This window comes from Streptomyces sp. NBC_01306, from assembly GCF_026340465.1.
Classification (GTDB): domain Bacteria; phylum Actinomycetota; class Actinomycetes; order Streptomycetales; family Streptomycetaceae; genus Streptomyces.
This window is the reverse complement of the sequence record NZ_JAPEPC010000002.1, coordinates 351,767-368,953: the sequence shown is the minus strand read 5'-3', so window position 1 is coordinate 368,953 and position 17,187 is coordinate 351,767. Positions and strand designations below refer to the sequence as shown.

Below are 17,187 nucleotides of genomic sequence, written 5' to 3'. Positions count from 1 at the left end.
TTGGCCACGGGGGCAGTTGAGCCTGGCCCGCGGTGCCGCCAGGACGAGCGCCGTGGCGGTCGGATCAGACGAGCGCCTGGGCGGCGTCGACGTACTTGAGCCCGTGCGCCTCGGCCACCGGGCGGTAAGTGACCTGGCCGCCCACGATGTTGATGCCGCGCTCGATGGCGGCGTCCGACTGCGCGGCGGCGGCGATCCCGTTGTTCGCGATGTTCAGAACGTACGGAAGCGTGACGTTGGTCAGCGCGTAGGTGGAGGTGTTCGGCACCGCGCCCGGCATGTTCGCGACGCAGTAGAAGACCGAGTTGTGCACGCGGTAGACCGGGTCGGCGTGGGTGGTCGCCCGGGAGTCCTCGAAGCAGCCGCCCTGGTCGATGGCGATGTCGACGAGGACCGACCCCGGCTTCATGCGCGAGACCAGTTCGTTGGAGATCAGCCTCGGCGCCCTGGCGCCCGGGACCAGCACCGCGCCGATGACCAGATCGGCGTCCAGAACCGCCGCCTCGACCTCGTACGCGTTGGAGGCGACGGTGGTGATCCGGCCCCCGTACATCCGGTCGGCGGCCCGGAGCTTGTCGATGTTCTTGTCGAGCAGCACCACATCGGCCCACATACCGGTGGCCACCGCCACCGCGTTCATCCCCGACACTCCGGCGCCGATCACGACGACCTTGGCGGGGCGGGTCCCCGATACGCCTCCCATGAGCACACCGCGTCCGCCGGCCGCCCGGGTCAGGTGGTGGGCGCCGGCCTGCGGCGCCAGCCGGCCGGCCACCTCGGACATCGGGAAGAGCAGCGGCAGCGAGCCGTCGACGGCCTGCACCGTCTCGTACGCCACCCCGGTGATCCCGGATTCCAGCATCGCGTCGGTGCACTCCTTGGAGGCCGCCAGATGCAGGTAGGTGAACAGGGTCTGGTCGGCACGCATGCGGTGGTACTCCTCCGCGACGGGCTCCTTGACCTTCAGCACCAGCGCCGAGTCCGCCCAGACCTCGTCGGCGGTCGGCACGATCGTGGCGCCCGCCCTGACGTAGTCGGCATCCGCGATCGACGAGCCGGTGCCGGCGTCCTTCTCGACCTGGACGGAGTGGCCGGCCCGGACCAGCTCATGGACGCCGGGGGGAGTGATGGCCACCCGGTACTCGTGGTTCTTGACCTCGCGCGGAATCCCGATCTTCACGATGATCTCCCCTCGGTGATGCGGGGCGCCTGCGGCTCGTGCCGGAGCGCCTGAGCCGTGCCGGACAGACCCGGAGAACGGCTGAACTCGCAGTACGGACGGGTGCCCCGACCGGGCACACCGTGCTGAGTGCACCACCAGAGTGCCGACCGGCTGGTCCGGGGGAAAGCGCCAGTTCTGCCCCGTCCGACAGGTCCAGCACGGAAACGGAATGCCGGCATCTCACCCGGTCCGACCTCTGGAGTAAAGGCCGTTGTACGGCTACGCTCCCGGTCAGCTGGTACCCCCGAGTGGCCCGGAAGCGGCCTGCCGGATGGGGACAGCGGAGTACCGCGCCCGGGGCCCGGCCCGGTGGGCCGCGCGCGGCCCACGTGATCCGCAGGAGGCGCGTATGCCACGTACATTGATCGAGATCGACCGGACGTCGGGGGAGCCGCTCTACCGGCAGATCCGCAAAGCGCTCGAACACGGCATCGCCGTCGGCACCATCGACGCCGAGCGGAGGCTGCCCTCGTCGCGGGAGCTGGCCCGGGAACTGAGCCTGTCCCGCAACACCGTCAACGCGGCCTACCAGGAGCTGGTCGCCGAGGGGTTCGTGGAGAGCCGCGAACGGCAGGGGATCTTCGTCAACCGAGAGATGCGCCCCTACTGCGCGGTGGAGGAGCGCCCGCCGGCCGAACGCTTCGACTGGGGGGCGCGACTGCGCGGCCACCCCGAGGACCGGCTGCCGCACATCGAGAAGCTGACCGACTGGGCCGACTACCCGTATCCCTTCCTCGCCGGGCAGGTGGACCTGCGGGCCTTTCCCGCCCGTGACTGGTCCAGAGCGCTCAACGAGGCCCTCTACCAGCCGCACGCCCAGTACAGCCTCCAGGACAGCATCGCCGCCGACGACCCGCTGCTGGTCGAGATGCTCTGCCGCCAACTGCTGCCCGCGCGCGGGGTGGAGGCCGCACCGGACGAGGTCCTGGTGACCGTGGGTTCCCAGCAGGGGCTCGACCTGCTGAGCCGGGCCCTGCTGGGCACCGGCTCGACCGTGGCCGTGGAGGACCCCGGCTATCTGGACGCCCGGCACATCTTCGTACGGGCCGGGGCCCGGCTGCTCCCCCTGCCGGTCACCTCCGCCGGGGTCGTCCCGCCGGCCGGTCTGGCCGGGGTGGACCTGCTGCATGTGACGCCGTCCCACCACCATCCGACCAACGTCACACTGAGCATCGGACGGCGCAGGGAACTCCTCTCGCTGGCACGGGAGAGCGGCACGGTCATCGTCGAGGACGACTACGACAGCGAGTTCCGCTACCAGGGCAGCCCGACGCCCGCGCTGAAGGGTCTGGACAGCACCGGCCAGGTCGTCTATCTGGGCACGTTCTCGAAGTTCCTGGCACCCGGACTGCGCATGGGGTACGTGGTGGCTTCCCGTGAACTCATCAGGGAACTGCGGGACTTGCGGCGCTACTCCGTACGGCATCCGTCCGGGCACATCCAGCGCGCCCTCGCGCTGCTCATCCAGTCCGGTGAGTACCACCGCGCCGTACGCCGCTACCGGGGCCAGCTGATGCGCAAGTGGGAGGCCGTCACCGCCGCCGTCAACACCCATCTGCCCTGGCACACCACGCCGTCGCCGGGCGGGGTGAGCCTGTGGATGACCGGGCCCCGCGAACTGGACTGCCGCAGGCTGGTGGAGCTGGCTCAGCGGCGCGGTGTGCTCATCGAGCGCGGCGACATCTACTTCCTCTCGGGGCAGCCGCCGCTGAACCACTTCCGGATCGGCTTCGCGGCCCCGCAGGTACGCGCGATCGACCCGGGCATCAGCATTCTGGGCGGCCTGGTGGAGCGGATGCTGGCGGGGGCTTAGGGGCTGTCCAGACCTTCAACCTGTCCTATTGATCTTGATGTGACCTGCCTGCGCTCGGCACCCGAAGCGCATGGAACACCAGCACCGAGAGATCGTCCTCGACCGGCGTGTTGCCGAAGTCGTGCGCCGCCTGCCGCACCCGTTCCGCTACGGCCTCGGCGCCCAGCCCGGCACACTCTCGCAGTACCTCGGCCAGACCGTCGTCATCGTCGAACTGCCAGTTTCCGCTACGGCGTTCGGTGACGCCGTCGGTCACGCACAGCAGCGTCTCGCCGGGTGCCAGGATGAAGTCGGTAGCGTTGAACTCGGTGCCTTCGACAATCCCGAGGAGCATCTGGGGGTCCGTCGCCGGCTCGACCGAACCGGCGACGGACAAGTGCAGCGGCAATGGATGTCCGGCACTGGCTACCGTGCAGTTGGCGCCACCCATATCGGGGCGGATCTCAAGCTCCCCGTACAGCAGGCTCAGAAAGCGCGGCCTCGCCTGCTCGCCGCCGAGTGCCACCGCCTCCTCGCTCTCCTCTGCCAAGGCCGTGTTCAGCCGGCTGAGCACCGACGCGACGCCGTGGCCCTCCCGGGCGAGCAGCCTCACCAGATGCCGAGCCAGGCCGGTGACGGACATCGCCTCCGGATCCTTGCCCTGCACGTCCCCCAGGAGGAAGCACCAGCGGCGGTCTCCCATCGGGAACAGGTCGTAGAAGTCGCCGCCGACAGTCTGGCCCTCGCCGTGCGGCTCGTAGACGATCGCCGTTTCGACGCCGGGGATGCTGGCGAGGGAAAGGGGCAGCTGGCCGCGCTGGAGCGCCTGGCTGATGGTGGCCTGTTGCGTATACCGGCGGGCCGTGACAACCGCCTGGGCCACCCGCCGTGCCAGGTGCTCCACCATCTGCGCCACTGCGTCGGTCATCTGCAGATGTCCCTCCCGGCCGAGCAGCAACACGCCCAGGCTGGCACCGCCCGCGAGGAGAGGGAAGGCGAGTGCTACACCACCCGACCCGCTGGTGTCCGCGCTCTCCGGCCAGGGCCATGGAACGGCCGTCGTACGGACTCTGTCGGGTGGCTGGTCCTTTTCCAGATCGTGCCGCAGCGCTCTGATGCGCCGCTCGTCCGCGTGCCAGACGCGAGAGAGCCGCATGCCCCCCGCGTCGGTGCTCAGCCACACGCCGCACCAGTCGGCGAGCCGGGGCACCAGCAGTTGCCCTGCCAGCGCGGCGACCAGGTCCTCGTCGAGCTGTCCCGCGAGGAGTTCGCTGGTCTCGTCGAGGAACGACGGCCCCCCGCGGTCGCTCCACTCGGCAGTGCTTCCGCGGCGGTCACCCAGCGGTGCGGGTGGCTCGACGACACGCGGTTCGGCGGGCGTGGCACTCGTGAGAAGGCCGGCGAACTCTGGCTCCTCATTCGTGTTCTCAAGGCGGAACCAGACCGCTTTCTCGGTGTGCCGGTAGGTCACACCCCACGACTCGGCCAGTGCACTCACCAGCTGAAGTCCGACGCCACGCCCCTGGCGCTGTGCATCCATCGGGGCGCGCACCACGCTGGAGGGGTGCCGGTCAGCCACCTCGACCACCACGCCCATCCGCTCGCCCGGTGCTGGGGAGCCGGCTCCCGTCCCCGCACGCTCGGGAGCTGCCGGAGCAGGAGGGACCGGCCCGGTCTCCAGGCGGCAGACGATCTCGATATCGGTACCCGCGTGCATGACTGCGTTGGTGACCAGCTCGCTGACGAGCAGCAGGGCGTCGTCGACGATCCGTTCGGGAACCGCAGCGGCGGCGGTTCGTCCGGCGAGTACGGAGCGAACGAACCTACGGGCCCCACCGGCCGCGAGCGCGTTCGAGGGCAGGCTCGTCCGCGACACGGACTCATCTGTGCGCGAAGGAACTGGGCCCATCTGCGCCCCCTGGGCATGCCCGGACACGAAGATCTGCTGACGTTTACACTGTGACATACCGGCATAAATAGACCACTGGAAATGGGCTGCCATGGCACTCGATCCGGTCCGGCCTGATTCCGCTTCGCCCGCCCCGGAATCACCCGAAAATCCCGAATCCGACGAGTACGCTGGCCGCCCAGGGGGCGCCAGTGACCGACAGTGGGTACCTGAGGGTGACCTGCGGCCGCTGCTGACAGCGATGAATACCTTGTGTGACGGGGATTTCAGCGTGCGGGTAGGGAGCGCGGGCGAGGGCATCCTGGCCGAGATGGCGGGGGTGTTCAATCGGATCGTCGCGCGCAACGATCATCTGGCCGAAGAGCTGCAGCGGGTGCGGCACGCGCTGGTGCAGCAGGGCCGACTGGACGAACGGATCGCGGTGAGCCCCGGCCAGGGGGAATGGGCATCGAGCGTCGACGCAGCGAACACACTGCTCGACGCACTGGTGGTACCGGTCACGAAGGCGACGCGAGTGCTGAACGCCGTTGCCGACGGGGACCTGACGCAGCACGTCGACCTGTACGACGGAAGCCGCCAGCTCCGCGGCGATCTGCGGCGCCTGGGGCGCGGCGTGAACCGCATGGTGGACCAGCTCTCCCTGTTCACCGGCGAGGTGACACGCGTCGCCCGGGAGGTTGGCACCGAGGGGCGGCTGGGCGGGCGGGCCAAGGCCCGAGGGCTGTCCGGTGACTGGCGGCTCGTGACGGAGGCCGTCGACACGATGGCGTCGCGGCTGACAGCGCAGGTGCGTGATATCGCAGTCGTGACGACGGCTGTGGCGAAGGGCGACCTCACCCAGCAGGTGACAGTCGAGGCCACCGGCGAGCTGTTGGAGCTGAAGCTCACGGTGAACACGATGGTGGACCAGTTGCGGGCGTTCGCGGACGAGGTGACACGGGTGGCCCGTGAGGTCGGCAGTGAAGGGCAGCTGGGCGGACGCGCGCAGGTCAGGGGTGTCTCCGGTGTCTGGAAGGACCTCACCGAGAGTGTCAATTTCATGGCATCGAATCTGACCGCCCAGGTTCGTAACATCGCCCAGGTCACCACCGCCGTCGCCAATGGCGACCTCAGCCAGAAGATCACGGTGGACGTGAGGGGCGAGATCCTGCAGCTGAAGCTCACGGTGAACACGATGGTGGACCAGTTGCGGGCGTTCGCGGACGAGGTGACACGGGTGGCCCGTGAGGTCGGCAGTGAAGGGCAGCTGGGCGGACAGGCGCAGGTCAGGGGTGTTTCCGGTGTCTGGAAGGACCTCACCGAGAGTGTCAACTTGATGGCATCGAATCTGACCTCCCAGGTTCGTAACATCGCCCAGGTCGCCACCGCCGTCGCCGAGGGGGACCTCGGCAAGACGATCACGGTGGAGGCAAGGGGCGAGATCCTGGAGCTGAAGACGACGATCAACACGATGGTGGACCAGCTCTCGGCGTTCGCGGACGAGGTGACACGGGTGGCCCGTGAGGTCGGCAGTGAAGGGCAGCTGGGCGGACAGGCGCAGGTCAGGGGCGTTTCCGGTGTCTGGAAGGACCTCACCGAGAGTGTCAATTTCATGGCATCGAACCTGACCGCCCAGGTTCGTAACATCGCCCAGGTCACCACCGCCGTCGCCAACGGCGACCTGTCGAAGAAGATCGACGTGGACGCGCGAGGCGAGATCCTGGAACTGAAAGACACCGTCAACACCATGGTCGGTCAGCTCTCGGCGTTCGCGGACGAGGTGACACGGGTGGCCCGTGAGGTCGGCACCGAGGGGCAGCTGGGTGGACGCGCGCAGGTCAGGGGTGTTTCCGGTGTCTGGAAGGACCTCACCGACAACGTCAACTTCATGGGCGCCAACCTGACCTCCCAGGTTCGCAACATCGCCCAGGTCGCCACCGCCGTCGCCAACGGTGACCTGTCGAAGAAGATCGACGTGGACGCGCGAGGCGAGATCCTGGAGTTGAAGACGACCGTCAACACCATGGTCGACACGCTGTCCTCCTTCTCCTCCGAGGTGACGCGTGTCGCCCGTGAGGTCGGCAGCGAGGGAAGACTGGGCGGCCAGGCCCGCGTCGAGGGCGTGTACGGAACCTGGAAGCAGCTGACCACCAGCGTCAACGTGCTCGCTCTGAACCTGACCACGCAGGTCCGCGCGATCGCCGAGGTGGCCAACGCCGTCACCCAGGGTGACATGTCGCGCTCCATCTCGGTCGAGGCCGAGGGCGAGGTCGCAGCGCTGAAGAACAACGTCAACCTCATGGTGACCAACCTTCGCGAAACCACCCGTGCCAAGGACTGGCTGGAATCCAACCTCACCCGGCTCGCCGGCCTCATGCAGGGCCGCGGCGACCTGGTCGAAGTCGCCGACCTGATCCTGCGCGAACTGACCCCGCTGGTGAACGCGCAGTTCGGGGCGTTCTTCCTGGCCGAGGCCGGCGCCAATCCGGGCGAGGGGCTGGAGTTCATCGCTGGATACGGCAGCGGCCAGGCCGATGAAAGCGGCCTGCTCCCTCGGTCCGGCACCCCCAGCCGTGGCCTGATCACCCAAGCCGCTCTGGAGAAGAAGCGCATCCTTGTCGAGAGCGTGCCCCCGGACTACATCACCATCAGCTCCGGTCTCGGCGAGGCGCTGCCGGCCAGCGTCGTCATCTTGCCGATTCTCTTCGAGGACCAGGTCCTCGGCGTGATCGAACTGGCCTCGTTCAGCAGATTCAGCGAGGTTCACCTCGCCTTCATCGACCAGTTCGTGAACACCATCGGCGTATCGATCAACACCATCATTGCCAACTCCCGGACGGAATCCCTGCTCTCGGAGTCCCAGCGACTCACCTCCGAGCTGCGCCAGCGCTCGAACGAGCTGCAGAGCACCAATGCCGCGCTGGAGGAGAAGGCCGCGCTGCTGGCCACGTCGTCGCAGTACAAGTCGGAGTTCCTGGCGAACATGTCGCACGAGCTGCGCACTCCGCTCAATTCCCTCCTCATCATGGCCCGGCTCCTCGCCGACAACCCCGAGAACCGGCTCTCGGAGCAGGAAGTGGAGTACGCGGCCACCATTCAGCGCTCGGGCTCCGACCTGCTCCAGCTGATCAACGACATTCTGGACCTGTCGAAGATCGAGGCGGGGCGGATGGATGTGCATCCGAAGAAGCTGCCACTGATCACACTGCTCGACTACGTGCGTGCGACATTCCGTCCCCTCGCCGTCGACCGCGACCTCACCTTCGATGTCACGGTCGGCCCCGACGTGCCGTCGGAACTCTTCTCGGACGAACAGCGGCTCCAGCAGATCCTCCGCAACCTGCTGTCCAACGCGGTGAAGTTCACCCCGTCGGGTGGTGTGGAGCTACGTGTCGAGCGGGTGCCGGGAACGGAGTTCGAGGAAGAAACACTACGGAGTGCCGAGGCGGTCGTCGCGTTCTGTGTCAAGGACACCGGCATCGGTATCCCGCCCGAGGAGCTCGCGGGGATCTTCGAGGCGTTCCAGCAGTCCGACGGCACCACCAACCGCAAGTACGGCGGCACCGGGCTCGGTCTCTCCATCAGCCGGGAGATGGCCGGGCTGCTCGGGGGCCGGATCGTCGCCGAGAGCGAGCACGGCGTCGGCTCCCGGTTCACCTTGTACATTCCCTCGCGCTTCCCCGGCGTCTCGCCCGCACCCGGCCGAGCGGGGCTCCCGGCTGTGGCTGCCACACCCGAAGCCCCGGCCGCGCTGTCCGGACGTGCCGGACCGTTCAGCGCCGCCGCTGATCGCCCCCCGGGCGCACCATTGGACACACCGGGCAGCCTGACCATCACGGAGGATCAGACAGCCGACGGCCGCGACGAGACATGGCCGGAGACGACACGGCTCAAAGGGTGGCTGAGCGGACGCTCCGGTCGCGTACTGGCAGGGCGCTGCATCCTCATCGTCGACGACGACATCCGGAACGTTTTCGCCCTTACGCACGTGCTCGGACGCGTGGGCATCACCGTCAAATACGCCGAGAACGGCCGCGAGGGCCTCGATGTCCTCGACCGGTACCCGGACGTGTCGCTGGTCCTGATGGACATCATGATGCCCGAGATGGACGGCTATGAGACGGTCCGGGCCATCCGGAGCACAGACCGCCTCGCCCACCTGCCGATCATCGCACTCACCGCCAAGGCCATGCCGGGCGACCGCGAGAAGGCGATCGACAGCGGCGCCAACGACTACGTTCCCAAACCCGTGGACGTCGACCGGCTGCTGTCGGTGATCTGTGACCTGCTGGACCCGCGGGACGACTCCGAAAAGCAGCCGGATTCCGCAGAAGGCCCGGATATCGCCGAGGAAGACAATGAGACCTCTCCTCCGAGGGAGGACACATGAGCGCTACCGCAGATGACAGCTGCATCCTGATCGTCGACGACATGGAGGAAAACCTGGTCGCGCTGCAGGCCGTGCTCGGCCCGCTCGGCCAGCCCCTGGTCCTCGCACGCTCGGGGGAGGAGGCCTTGAAGGCGATGCTCCGCCAGGAGTTCGCCGTCGTGCTGCTCGATGTCCTGATGCCGGGTATGGACGGCTTCGAGACCGCCGCCAACATCAAGCGGCTGGACCAGACCAAGGATGTGCCCATCATCCTGCTGACCGGGGCCGAAGCCGACTCGGACTACGCGTACCGGGGATACTCCGTCGGCATCGCCGATTTCCTGATCAAGCCCTTCGACCCATGGCTGCTCCGCACCAAGGTCAGCGTCTTCCTGGACCTGCACCGCCAGAAGCGTCAGATCTCCGCACAGGCCGAGCAGTTGAGGCGGCTCCTGGTTACCGAGAGCCATTCCACGGCACACGCCCAACCCGGGGGATCTGTGGAGCCAGCGGACAGGATGCAGGACAAACAACAGCGACGGACCACAGGTGCAGGCCCGGCCCTCGCGCGGGGGGAGGAGCTGGCTGAAATCGCCGAACAACTCACCCAGATCGAACTGCTGCTGCGCGACGCGGAAAGTCCCGAACCGGGCCGACTCGCCGACCGTATCGCCGACCTCGAACACGCCGTCGGCAGCCTGCTGGCGACCGGGGACGCCAGCTGACATCGCAACACTCACTGACGTCGCAGTCCGCTCGGTGGCGGTGCGCCCCTGCGCGGACTCGGGGATCTTTGGTAGTGCGCCTGCACATCATGATCGACCCGGGCAGCCGCGTCCCCGCTGCGCGCCGCTCAGCCGATGAGGCCGAGGATCTCCCGGAACACCCCGTTGTCCGGGCCCCGCGAGAGGTCCAGGACACGTGAACTCCGGTAGTACGGGCTCAGGTCGAGGCCCAGCCCCACTCCGTGGACCTCGACCGCCCCGGACTGTTCGTACCGCGCCACCACGTCCTTGAGGTGGCGGTCGAGGAAGTGGTCGTCGTTGGCGAGCTGGGTCGCGGTGTCCATGGGGCCGCCGTCCGACAGTACGAACAGCAGCCGCCGGCTGCCCGGCCCGCGCTCCGCCACCGTGCCCTCGGTGCGGCGGGCCGCCCAGGCCACTGCTTCGCCGTCCACTCCCTCGCGGAAGAGATCCGGTTTCAGCAGGGCGGCGATATCCCGGCGAGCGGTGCGCCACGGGGTTGCGGCGTCCTTGAACACCAGGTGGCACTGCTCGTTGAGCCGGCCGGGGCGCGGAGGCCGTCCGGCGCGCAGCCAGTCACGCCTGGCCCGGCCGCCGTTCCAGGCTCCGGTGGTGAAGCCCAGGATCTCGCACTCGGCCCCGGCCCGGTCCAGTGCCCTGGCGAACACATCGACCAGCAGGGCGAGCGATTCGCCGTACTCCTTCATGGAGCCGGAGCAGTCGATCAGGAACGTCACCCTCGCGTCGGTCGCCGGTTCGGTCCGCTCGGACCTGAACACCCGCCGCTCGGTGGGGGATCCGATCAGCCGGGCCAGCATCCGGCCGTCGATGTACCCCTCCTCCTGCGCGCCGTCCCAGCCCCGGGTCACGGGCGTTGCGAGCCGCGCCGTCAACTCCCGTGTGATACCTGACAGGTTGATGCCCTGCGAGGCGATCCGCCGGTCGAGCTGCTCTCGGTAGCCGGTCAGCGCAGCGGGGCGCACCAGAGTGCCCGCACGCCGCTGCCGGTCGTAGGTGATGGTGAAGACGCGGTAGCCGTCGCCCTCGCCGGTGTCCGTGCCGTGGAGCGCGGCGGCGCTGCCCGCCGGGCCGTCGTCGAAATCCGTCAGCAGGGTGAATCCGTTGCGCGGGGGAGCGGGCCGTACGTCGTCGGCGCGCTCCGCGCGGCCCCGGTGGGCGGCCGCCCCGGCGGAAGCGGTCATCCCCGCCACGGCACGGGCGATCGCCAGCGCGTGCACGGCGAACCGGGCCTGGTCGAAGCGGTCCTGGCGCAGCCCCGCCAGCTCGTGGCCGATCACCGGGGCCAGGGCGCCGCGGGTGGCCTCGATGATCCCCTCGGTCTCCTCGACCACCGGGCGCCCGGTGATCCTGGCCCGGCACACCTGCGCGACCGTGTGGAGGAGAAGACCGGTCGCCGTCTCGGTCAGCCCCGACTGGTGGAAGGCGAGCGACCACTGCTCGTGGCGGTGCTGGAGGTTGTGCTCCATGCCGGGCAGGTGCGCCGGCGCCAGCGACTCGGCCCGGAACTGCTCCAGCATCTCGAAGACCAGCCGCGCCGTCCGGTCGTCCGGGCACAGCCGCCGGTGCAGCTCCTGGTCGGAGTGGGCCAGCCGCAGCGCCAGGCCGTCCGCCGCACCCCGGAAGGAGCCGAAGTCGTCCTGCGCGGAGGGATACAGATGCGGTGCGAACACCGGGAGTGCCTGCCGCCCGCGGTGCGGCTGCCCGCCGCGGAAGTGCAGATCCGGGACACCGCACAGGGCGCGGACCGCCGCCCCGCACAGCTCCTGGACCTGCTGCCGGTGGCGGACCGCTGCCTGGGTACCGCCCATGTCAGGCGCCCCGGACCGGATCGCCGGCGAGCGGGCCGTGACCGGAGACCCGTCCCGGCTCCTCCGGCTCCCGGCCGAAACAGCGCTGGAAGTACTCGGCCACCACATGGCGTTCGTCCTCGTCGCAGCGGTTGAGGAAGGACAGCCGGAAGGCGGCGGCGCAGTCGCCGAATATCTCGGTGTTCTCCGCCCAGGTGATGACCGTACGGGGAGACATCAGCGTCGACAGATCGCCCGCGCGGAACCCCGCACGCGTCAGTGCGGCGACCGCCACCATCGCGGTCACCAGTTCACGTCCCGCCTCGTCGGCGAAGGCCGGGACCCTGGCCCGTACGATGGCCGCTTCCTCGTCGGCGGGCAGGTAGTTGAGGGCCGCCACGATGTTCCAGCGGTCGATCTGGGCGTGGTTGAGGCGCTGCGCCCCGTGGTAGAGCCCGTTGAGGTTGCCCAGACCCACCGTGTTCGCCGTGGCGAACAGCCGGAACTGCGGGTGCGGGCGCAGCACTTCGTTCTGGTCCAGCAGGGTGAACCTGCCCTCGCGTTCCAGCAGGCGCTGGATGATGAACATGACGTCCGGGCGCCCCGCGTCGTACTCGTCGAGGATCAGGGCGACCGGCCGGCGCAGCGCCCACGGGATGATCCCTTCCTGGAAGGCGGTCACCTGGCGGCCTTCGCGCAGCACCACCGTGTCCTTGCCGACGAGGTCGAGACGGCTGAGGTGGCCGTCCAGATTGACGCGTACGCAGGGCCAGTTGAGCCGGGCCGCCACCTGCTCGACATGGGTGGACTTGCCGGTGCCGTGCAGCCCCTGGACCAGCACCCGGCGGTTGTGTGTGAAGCCGGCCAGCAGCGCCAGGGTCACATCGGGGTTGAACCGGTAGGCGGGGTCGGTCTCGGGGACGTGTTCGGACGGTTCGGCGAACGCGGGGACCGTGAGGGACGATTCGATACCGAACACGTCCTTCACGGCCAGCCGGACGTCCGGTCCTCGCGTCGGGGTGGCGGGCCCGGCCTCCGCCGCGCCGTCGGTGCGGCCCGCGGTCGCGGTACAGGTCGTCATGGGGAATTCCCTTCGTCAGGGGGAGTCGGTGGGGTCCTCCGGCGTTCCCTCCGCCTCGATACGGCTGATCGCCGCGGCGGCGCGCTGGAGCGCGGGCAGGACCTGCAGGGCCTTGTCCGCGGTGAGCCGTACGGCGGGTGCCTGCACGGCGACGCACATGTTGGAACGGGCGCCGCCCGCGGCCGGCACGAGGACGGCCACGCACACCAGGCCGGGCAGGAACTCCTCGTCGTCCAGCGAGAATCCGTCGCGGCGCACGCGCCGGAACTCCTCCTCCAGAGTGTCGAGATCGGTCACGGTGTTGGGGGTGCACCGCTTGAGCGGTGCGTGGGCGAGCAGCTTGCGCCGCTGCGCCGGGAGCATCTGGGAGAGGATCATCTTGCCGCTGGCCGAGCAGTGTGCGGGCACCCGGGAACCGGCGGTCAGATAGAAGCGCAGCGGCTCGGGGGTCTCGACCCGGTCGAGATAGACGACCTCGTTGCCCGAGAGCGTGGTGATGTTGCAGCTCTCGCCCAGCTCGTCCACCAGACTGCGCAGCACCGCGTGGCGTGCGCCGTGGTGGGTGGCGTTGAGCAGCAGGTTCTCGGCGAGCCGCCGCAGCCTCGATCCGGTGCCGTAGTGCCTGCCGTCGCTCTGGCGGATGAGTAGTCCCGCACTCTCCAGTTGCTGCAGCATCCGGTGCAGCGTCGGTTTGGGCATGCCGGTCTCCTCGACCAGGCCCTGGAGCGAGACCAACTGGTCCTTGGACGCGATCAGTTCGAGCAGCGCGAAGAGCCGCATGGTCGGCGTGTCGCCGTTGAGTGCGGCGGGGTCGGATGCGCGTGACAGGTCCACGGTAGCTCCAGGTCGGTCCAGATTCCGGAAAGTAGCGTATCAGGTATCGAATTTCGGAACTCACCGTTGACGGAGCGAGGAAGGGCTCCTATGGTCCACTCAGATCCTGATTTCAGGAACGCCACGTACCGATTCTTTATGATCCGGTGTGCTGAAGGAGTGGAACCATGAGCGAGAACCCCGCGGACACCAGCCGTACTGTCGCGGCAGGCCCGCAGCGGATGACCCCGTCGGAGGCGTTCGTCGAGACGCTGGTGGCCAATGACGTCACCGATATCTTCGGCATCATGGGCTCGGCGTTCATGGACGCCATGGACATCTTCGCGCCGGCCGGTATCCGCCTGGTGCCGGTCGTCCACGAGCAGGGCGCCGGCCACATGGCCGACGGATACGCCCGGGTCAGCGGCCGGCACGGGGTCGTCATCGGCCAGAACGGCCCCGGCATCAGCAACTGCGTCACCGCCATCGCGGCCGCGTACTGGGCCCACAGCCCCGTCGTCATCGTGACCCCGGAGACCGGCACCATGGGCATGGGCCTGGGCGGCTTCCAGGAGGCCAACCAGCTGCCGATGTTCCAGGAGTTCACCAAGTACCAGGCCCATGTGAACAACCCGAACCGGATGGCCGAGTTCACCGGCCGCGCCTTCGACCGGGCCATGTCGGAGATCGGCCCGACGCAGCTGAACATCCCGCGCGACTACTTCTACGGTGACATCAACACCGAGATCCCGCGGCCGAACCGGCTCGACCGCGGCGCGGGCGGCGAGAAGAGCCTGGACGAGGCGGCCGAACTGCTGGCCACCGCCGAGTTCCCGGTCATCATCTCCGGCGGCGGTGTCGTCATGGCCGACGGGGTCGACCAGTGCAAGGCGCTCGCCGAACGGCTCGGCGCCCCGGTCGTCAACAGCTACCTGCACAACGACTCGTTCCCGGCGAGCCACCCGCAGTGGTGCGGACCGCTGGGCTACCAGGGCTCCAAGGCCGCGATGAAGCTGATCGCCCAGGCCGACGTCGTGGTCGCGCTGGGGTCCCGCCTCGGCCCGTTCGGCACCCTGCCGCAGCACGGCATGGACTACTGGCCGAAGAACGCGAAGATCATCCAGATCGACGCCGACCACAAGATGCTCGGCCTGGTCAAGAAGATCACCGTCGGCATCTGCGGCGACGCCAAGGACGCGGCGGCCGCCCTCACCGAACGGCTCACCGGACGGACCCTGGACTGCGACGCCACCCGCGAGCGGCGCGCCGCCGTCATGAAGGCCGAGCAGGACGCGTGGGAGGAAGAGCTCAGCGCCTGGACCCACGAGAAGGACCCGTTCAGCCTCGACATGATCGCCGAGCAGGAGGAAGAGGAGGGCGACTGGCTGCACCCGCGCGAGGTGCTGCGGGAGCTGGAGCGCGCCATGCCGCCGCGCGTCATGGTCTCCACCGACATCGGCAACATCAACTCCGTGGCCAACAGCTATCTGCGCTTCGAGGAGCCCCGCTCCTTCTTCGCGCCGATGAGCTTCGGCAACTGCGGCTACGCCCTGCCGACCATCATCGGGGCCAAGGCCGCCGCCATGGACCGCCCGGCCATCTCCTACGCGGGAGACGGCGCCTGGGGCATGAGCATGGGCGAGATCATGACCGCGGTACGGCACGACATCCCCGTCACCGCCGTCGTCTTCCACAACCGTCAGTGGGGCGCGGAGAAGAAGAACCAGGTCGACTTCTACAACCGGCGCTTCGTCGCGGGGGAGCTGGAGAACGAGAGCTTCGCCGCCATCGCCGAGGCCATGGGCGCCGACGGCATCGTCGTGGAGAAGCTCTCCGACGTCGGCCCGGCCCTGCAGAAGGCCGTCGACGCCCAGATGAACGAGGGCCGGACCACGGTCATCGAGATCATGTGCACCCGTGAGCTGGGCGACCCGTTCCGCCGCGACGCGCTCTCCAAGCCGGTGCGCTACCTGGAGAAGTACCAGGACTACGTCTGAGCGACCCGAGCCGGGAGGCACTCGCGCCTCCCGGCTCCATGACCGCGGGGGTCCCGGTCCCGGCTGCCCTGCCCGGTCCCGGGGCCTCCGCACCCGACGGGTCCTGAGGCGCCGTGCACGCCCCTCGTGCGCACGGCGCCTCCGGACCCCGGCGCGCCCTGGGCCCTCCGGGCCCCGGCGCCCTGGACCGCATGTCCGGTGCACCTCCCGCTTCACCCGCCCGATTCCTCATCCCCGGCCCCCTCTTCCACGTCGCTCTCCCCACTCCTCCCGCACCGCCCACGCCAAGGGAACAGCCCCATGCTCATCGACCCGCTCGCCCCGGCGCGGCCTCCCGCAGGACCGGCCGGAGCCGCCGTCCAGCATCTGCTCGACACCTGGGCCCAGCGACTGCGTCCCGCCGCCCGGCGGCCCCGCGTCGCCCTGGCCGAGGGGACCGACCCACGGGCGCTCTGGGCCGCGGTCCACCTCGCCGAACAGCACGCCGTCACCCCGGTCCTGGTCGGCGATCCGGCGCGTATCCACGCGGGCGCGGCCGAGCTCGGTCTGAAACTGCCCGACGACCCCGACCGGCTCGGCATACTCGACCCGGCGGCGCTCGCCGCCGACGACCGCTGCGCCGGAACCCTCGCGGACGCGCTGGCCGCCCGGCGCGGCCTGGCCCCCGACGGGCGGCGCGCCCTGGCCGCGGACCCTCTCTACCTCACCGCGACGGCGCTGCGTCTGGGCGAGATCGATGCCTGTGTGGCCGGCAGCAACCGCCCCACCGCCGACGTCCTGCGGGCGGGGCTGTACGTCGTCGGCCTCGCCCCCGGCATCCGTACCCTCTCCAGCAGCTTCCTCATGGTGATGCCCGACGGCCGCCTCCTCGGCTACGGCGACTGCGCCGTGGTGGTCGACCCGACCAGCAGAGAACTCGCCGACATCGCCCTCGCCACCGCTGCCACCTACCGGGCCCTCACCGGCGAGCCGTCCCGGGTGGCGCTGCTGTCCTTCAGTACCAAGGGCAGTGCGTCCCACCCGCAGGTGGACCGGGTGCGCGAGGCGCTGAGCCTGGTCCGTGCCACCGAGCCCGGTCTCGCCGTCGACGGCGAGCTGCAGTACGACGCGGCGGCCGTCCCGGCGATCGGCCGGTCCAAGGCGCCCGAGTCGGACATCGCGGGCCGGGCGAACACGTTTGTCTTCCCCGGCCTCGCCGCCGGCAACATCGGCTACAAGATCGCCCAGTGGGCCGGTGACGCCGCGGCGGTCGGCCCCCTGCTCCAGGGTCTTGCCGCACCCCTGCACGACCTCTCGCGCGGCTGCACCGGATCGGACATCGCGGCCCTCGCGCTGGCAGCCGCCGTGCAGACGGACAGCGCCCGCCGCCCTCAAGCACCGGAGGAAGCACCGTGCCCCTGACACCCCCGACCGCCGCGCCCCGCCACGCCGCCCCGGCTGATCACCGCGCCGGGGCCGGCGACGGCTCGCGCGA

General features: G+C 69.4%; 10 protein-coding genes. 5 read left to right on the top strand and 5 right to left on the bottom strand.

Annotated features, from left to right (window positions below; all coding sequences use genetic code 11):
• Positions 1-64: 64 nt before the first annotated feature.
• Positions 65-1,180: an alanine dehydrogenase gene (gene ald / locus OG385_RS34765; RefSeq protein WP_266861907.1), complete on the bottom strand. Its 1,116-nt coding sequence runs from the start codon at positions 1,178-1,180 to the stop codon at positions 65-67.
• A gap of 391 nt (positions 1,181-1,571) precedes the next feature.
• On the opposite strand from ald, the gene OG385_RS34760 reads away from it, so the two are divergent.
• Entirely contained in the window at positions 1,572-3,035 is a 1,464-nt protein-coding gene (locus tag OG385_RS34760; protein WP_266861906.1) for a PLP-dependent aminotransferase family protein, read from the top strand.
• 25 nt (positions 3,036-3,060) lie between these two features.
• Here OG385_RS34760 and OG385_RS34755 read toward each other — a convergent pair whose 3' ends face one another.
• The gene (locus tag OG385_RS34755; RefSeq protein WP_266862182.1) at positions 3,061-4,923 is read right to left on the bottom strand and encodes a SpoIIE family protein phosphatase; all 1,863 of its coding nucleotides are present in this window, start codon (positions 4,921-4,923) and stop codon (positions 3,061-3,063) included.
• Between the two features lie 91 nt (positions 4,924-5,014).
• Here OG385_RS34755 and OG385_RS34750 point away from each other — a divergent pair, with 91 nt between their 5' ends.
• Together OG385_RS34750 and OG385_RS34745 are read left to right on the top strand one after the other, a co-directional pair.
• On the top strand, positions 5,015-9,292 hold the full coding sequence (locus tag OG385_RS34750) for a HAMP domain-containing protein (RefSeq protein ID WP_266861904.1): 4,278 nt from the start codon (positions 5,015-5,017) through the stop codon (positions 9,290-9,292).
• The gene (locus OG385_RS34745; protein WP_266861902.1) at positions 9,289-9,996 is read left to right on the top strand and encodes a two-component system response regulator; all 708 of its coding nucleotides are present in this window, start codon (positions 9,289-9,291) and stop codon (positions 9,994-9,996) included. Before OG385_RS34750 ends, OG385_RS34745 begins: the two co-directional genes overlap by 4 nt.
• Positions 9,997-10,124: 128 nt before the next feature.
• Here the strand turns inward: OG385_RS34745 and OG385_RS34740 are convergent, their stop codons facing one another.
• The 3 genes from OG385_RS34740 to OG385_RS34730 are packed head-to-tail and all read right to left on the bottom strand — an operon-like array spanning position 10,125 to position 13,737.
• Complete coding sequence (locus tag OG385_RS34740; RefSeq protein WP_266861900.1) at positions 10,125-11,843, bottom strand: cobalt chelatase; 1,719 nt, start codon at positions 11,841-11,843, stop codon at positions 10,125-10,127.
• 1 nt (position 11,844) lies between these two features.
• Positions 11,845-12,903, bottom strand: a complete 1,059-nt coding sequence (locus tag OG385_RS34735; RefSeq protein ID WP_266861898.1) for an AAA family ATPase — start codon at positions 12,901-12,903, stop codon at positions 11,845-11,847.
• Positions 12,904-12,918: 15 nt separating this feature from the next.
• On the bottom strand, positions 12,919-13,737 hold the full coding sequence (locus OG385_RS34730; protein WP_266861896.1) for an IclR family transcriptional regulator: 819 nt from the start codon (positions 13,735-13,737) through the stop codon (positions 12,919-12,921).
• Positions 13,738-13,904: 167 nt separating this feature from the next.
• On the opposite strand from OG385_RS34730, the gene xsc reads away from it, so the two are divergent.
• Both xsc and OG385_RS34720 read left to right on the top strand, forming a co-directional pair.
• Positions 13,905-15,713 (top strand): sulfoacetaldehyde acetyltransferase, encoded by a 1,809-nt coding sequence (gene xsc / locus OG385_RS34725; RefSeq protein ID WP_266861894.1) that lies wholly within the window; start codon positions 13,905-13,907, stop codon positions 15,711-15,713.
• Between the two features lie 300 nt (positions 15,714-16,013).
• Complete coding sequence (locus OG385_RS34720) at positions 16,014-17,114, top strand: phosphotransacetylase (RefSeq protein ID WP_266861892.1); 1,101 nt, start codon at positions 16,014-16,016, stop codon at positions 17,112-17,114.
• The last annotated feature ends 73 nt before the right edge of the window (positions 17,115-17,187 follow it).

Excerpts from the sequence above, each read along its gene's own strand:
- OG385_RS34750 (WP_266861904.1), top strand. The coding sequence starts at position 5,015 with ATGGCACTCGATCCGGTCCGGCCTGATTCCGCTTCGCCCGCCCCGGAA.
- OG385_RS34760 (WP_266861906.1), top strand. The coding sequence starts at position 1,572 with ATGCCACGTACATTGATCGAGATCGACCGGACGTCGGGGGAGCCGCTC.
- OG385_RS34755 (WP_266862182.1), bottom strand. The coding sequence starts at position 4,923 with ATGGGCCCAGTTCCTTCGCGCACAGATGAGTCCGTGTCGCGGACGAGC.
- OG385_RS34720 (WP_266861892.1), top strand. The coding sequence starts at position 16,014 with ATGCTCATCGACCCGCTCGCCCCGGCGCGGCCTCCCGCAGGACCGGCC.
- OG385_RS34745 (WP_266861902.1), top strand. The coding sequence starts at position 9,289 with ATGAGCGCTACCGCAGATGACAGCTGCATCCTGATCGTCGACGACATG.
- OG385_RS34735 (WP_266861898.1), bottom strand. The coding sequence starts at position 12,903 with ATGACGACCTGTACCGCGACCGCGGGCCGCACCGACGGCGCGGCGGAG.
- OG385_RS34740 (WP_266861900.1), bottom strand. The coding sequence starts at position 11,843 with ATGGGCGGTACCCAGGCAGCGGTCCGCCACCGGCAGCAGGTCCAGGAG.
- xsc (WP_266861894.1), top strand. The coding sequence starts at position 13,905 with ATGAGCGAGAACCCCGCGGACACCAGCCGTACTGTCGCGGCAGGCCCG.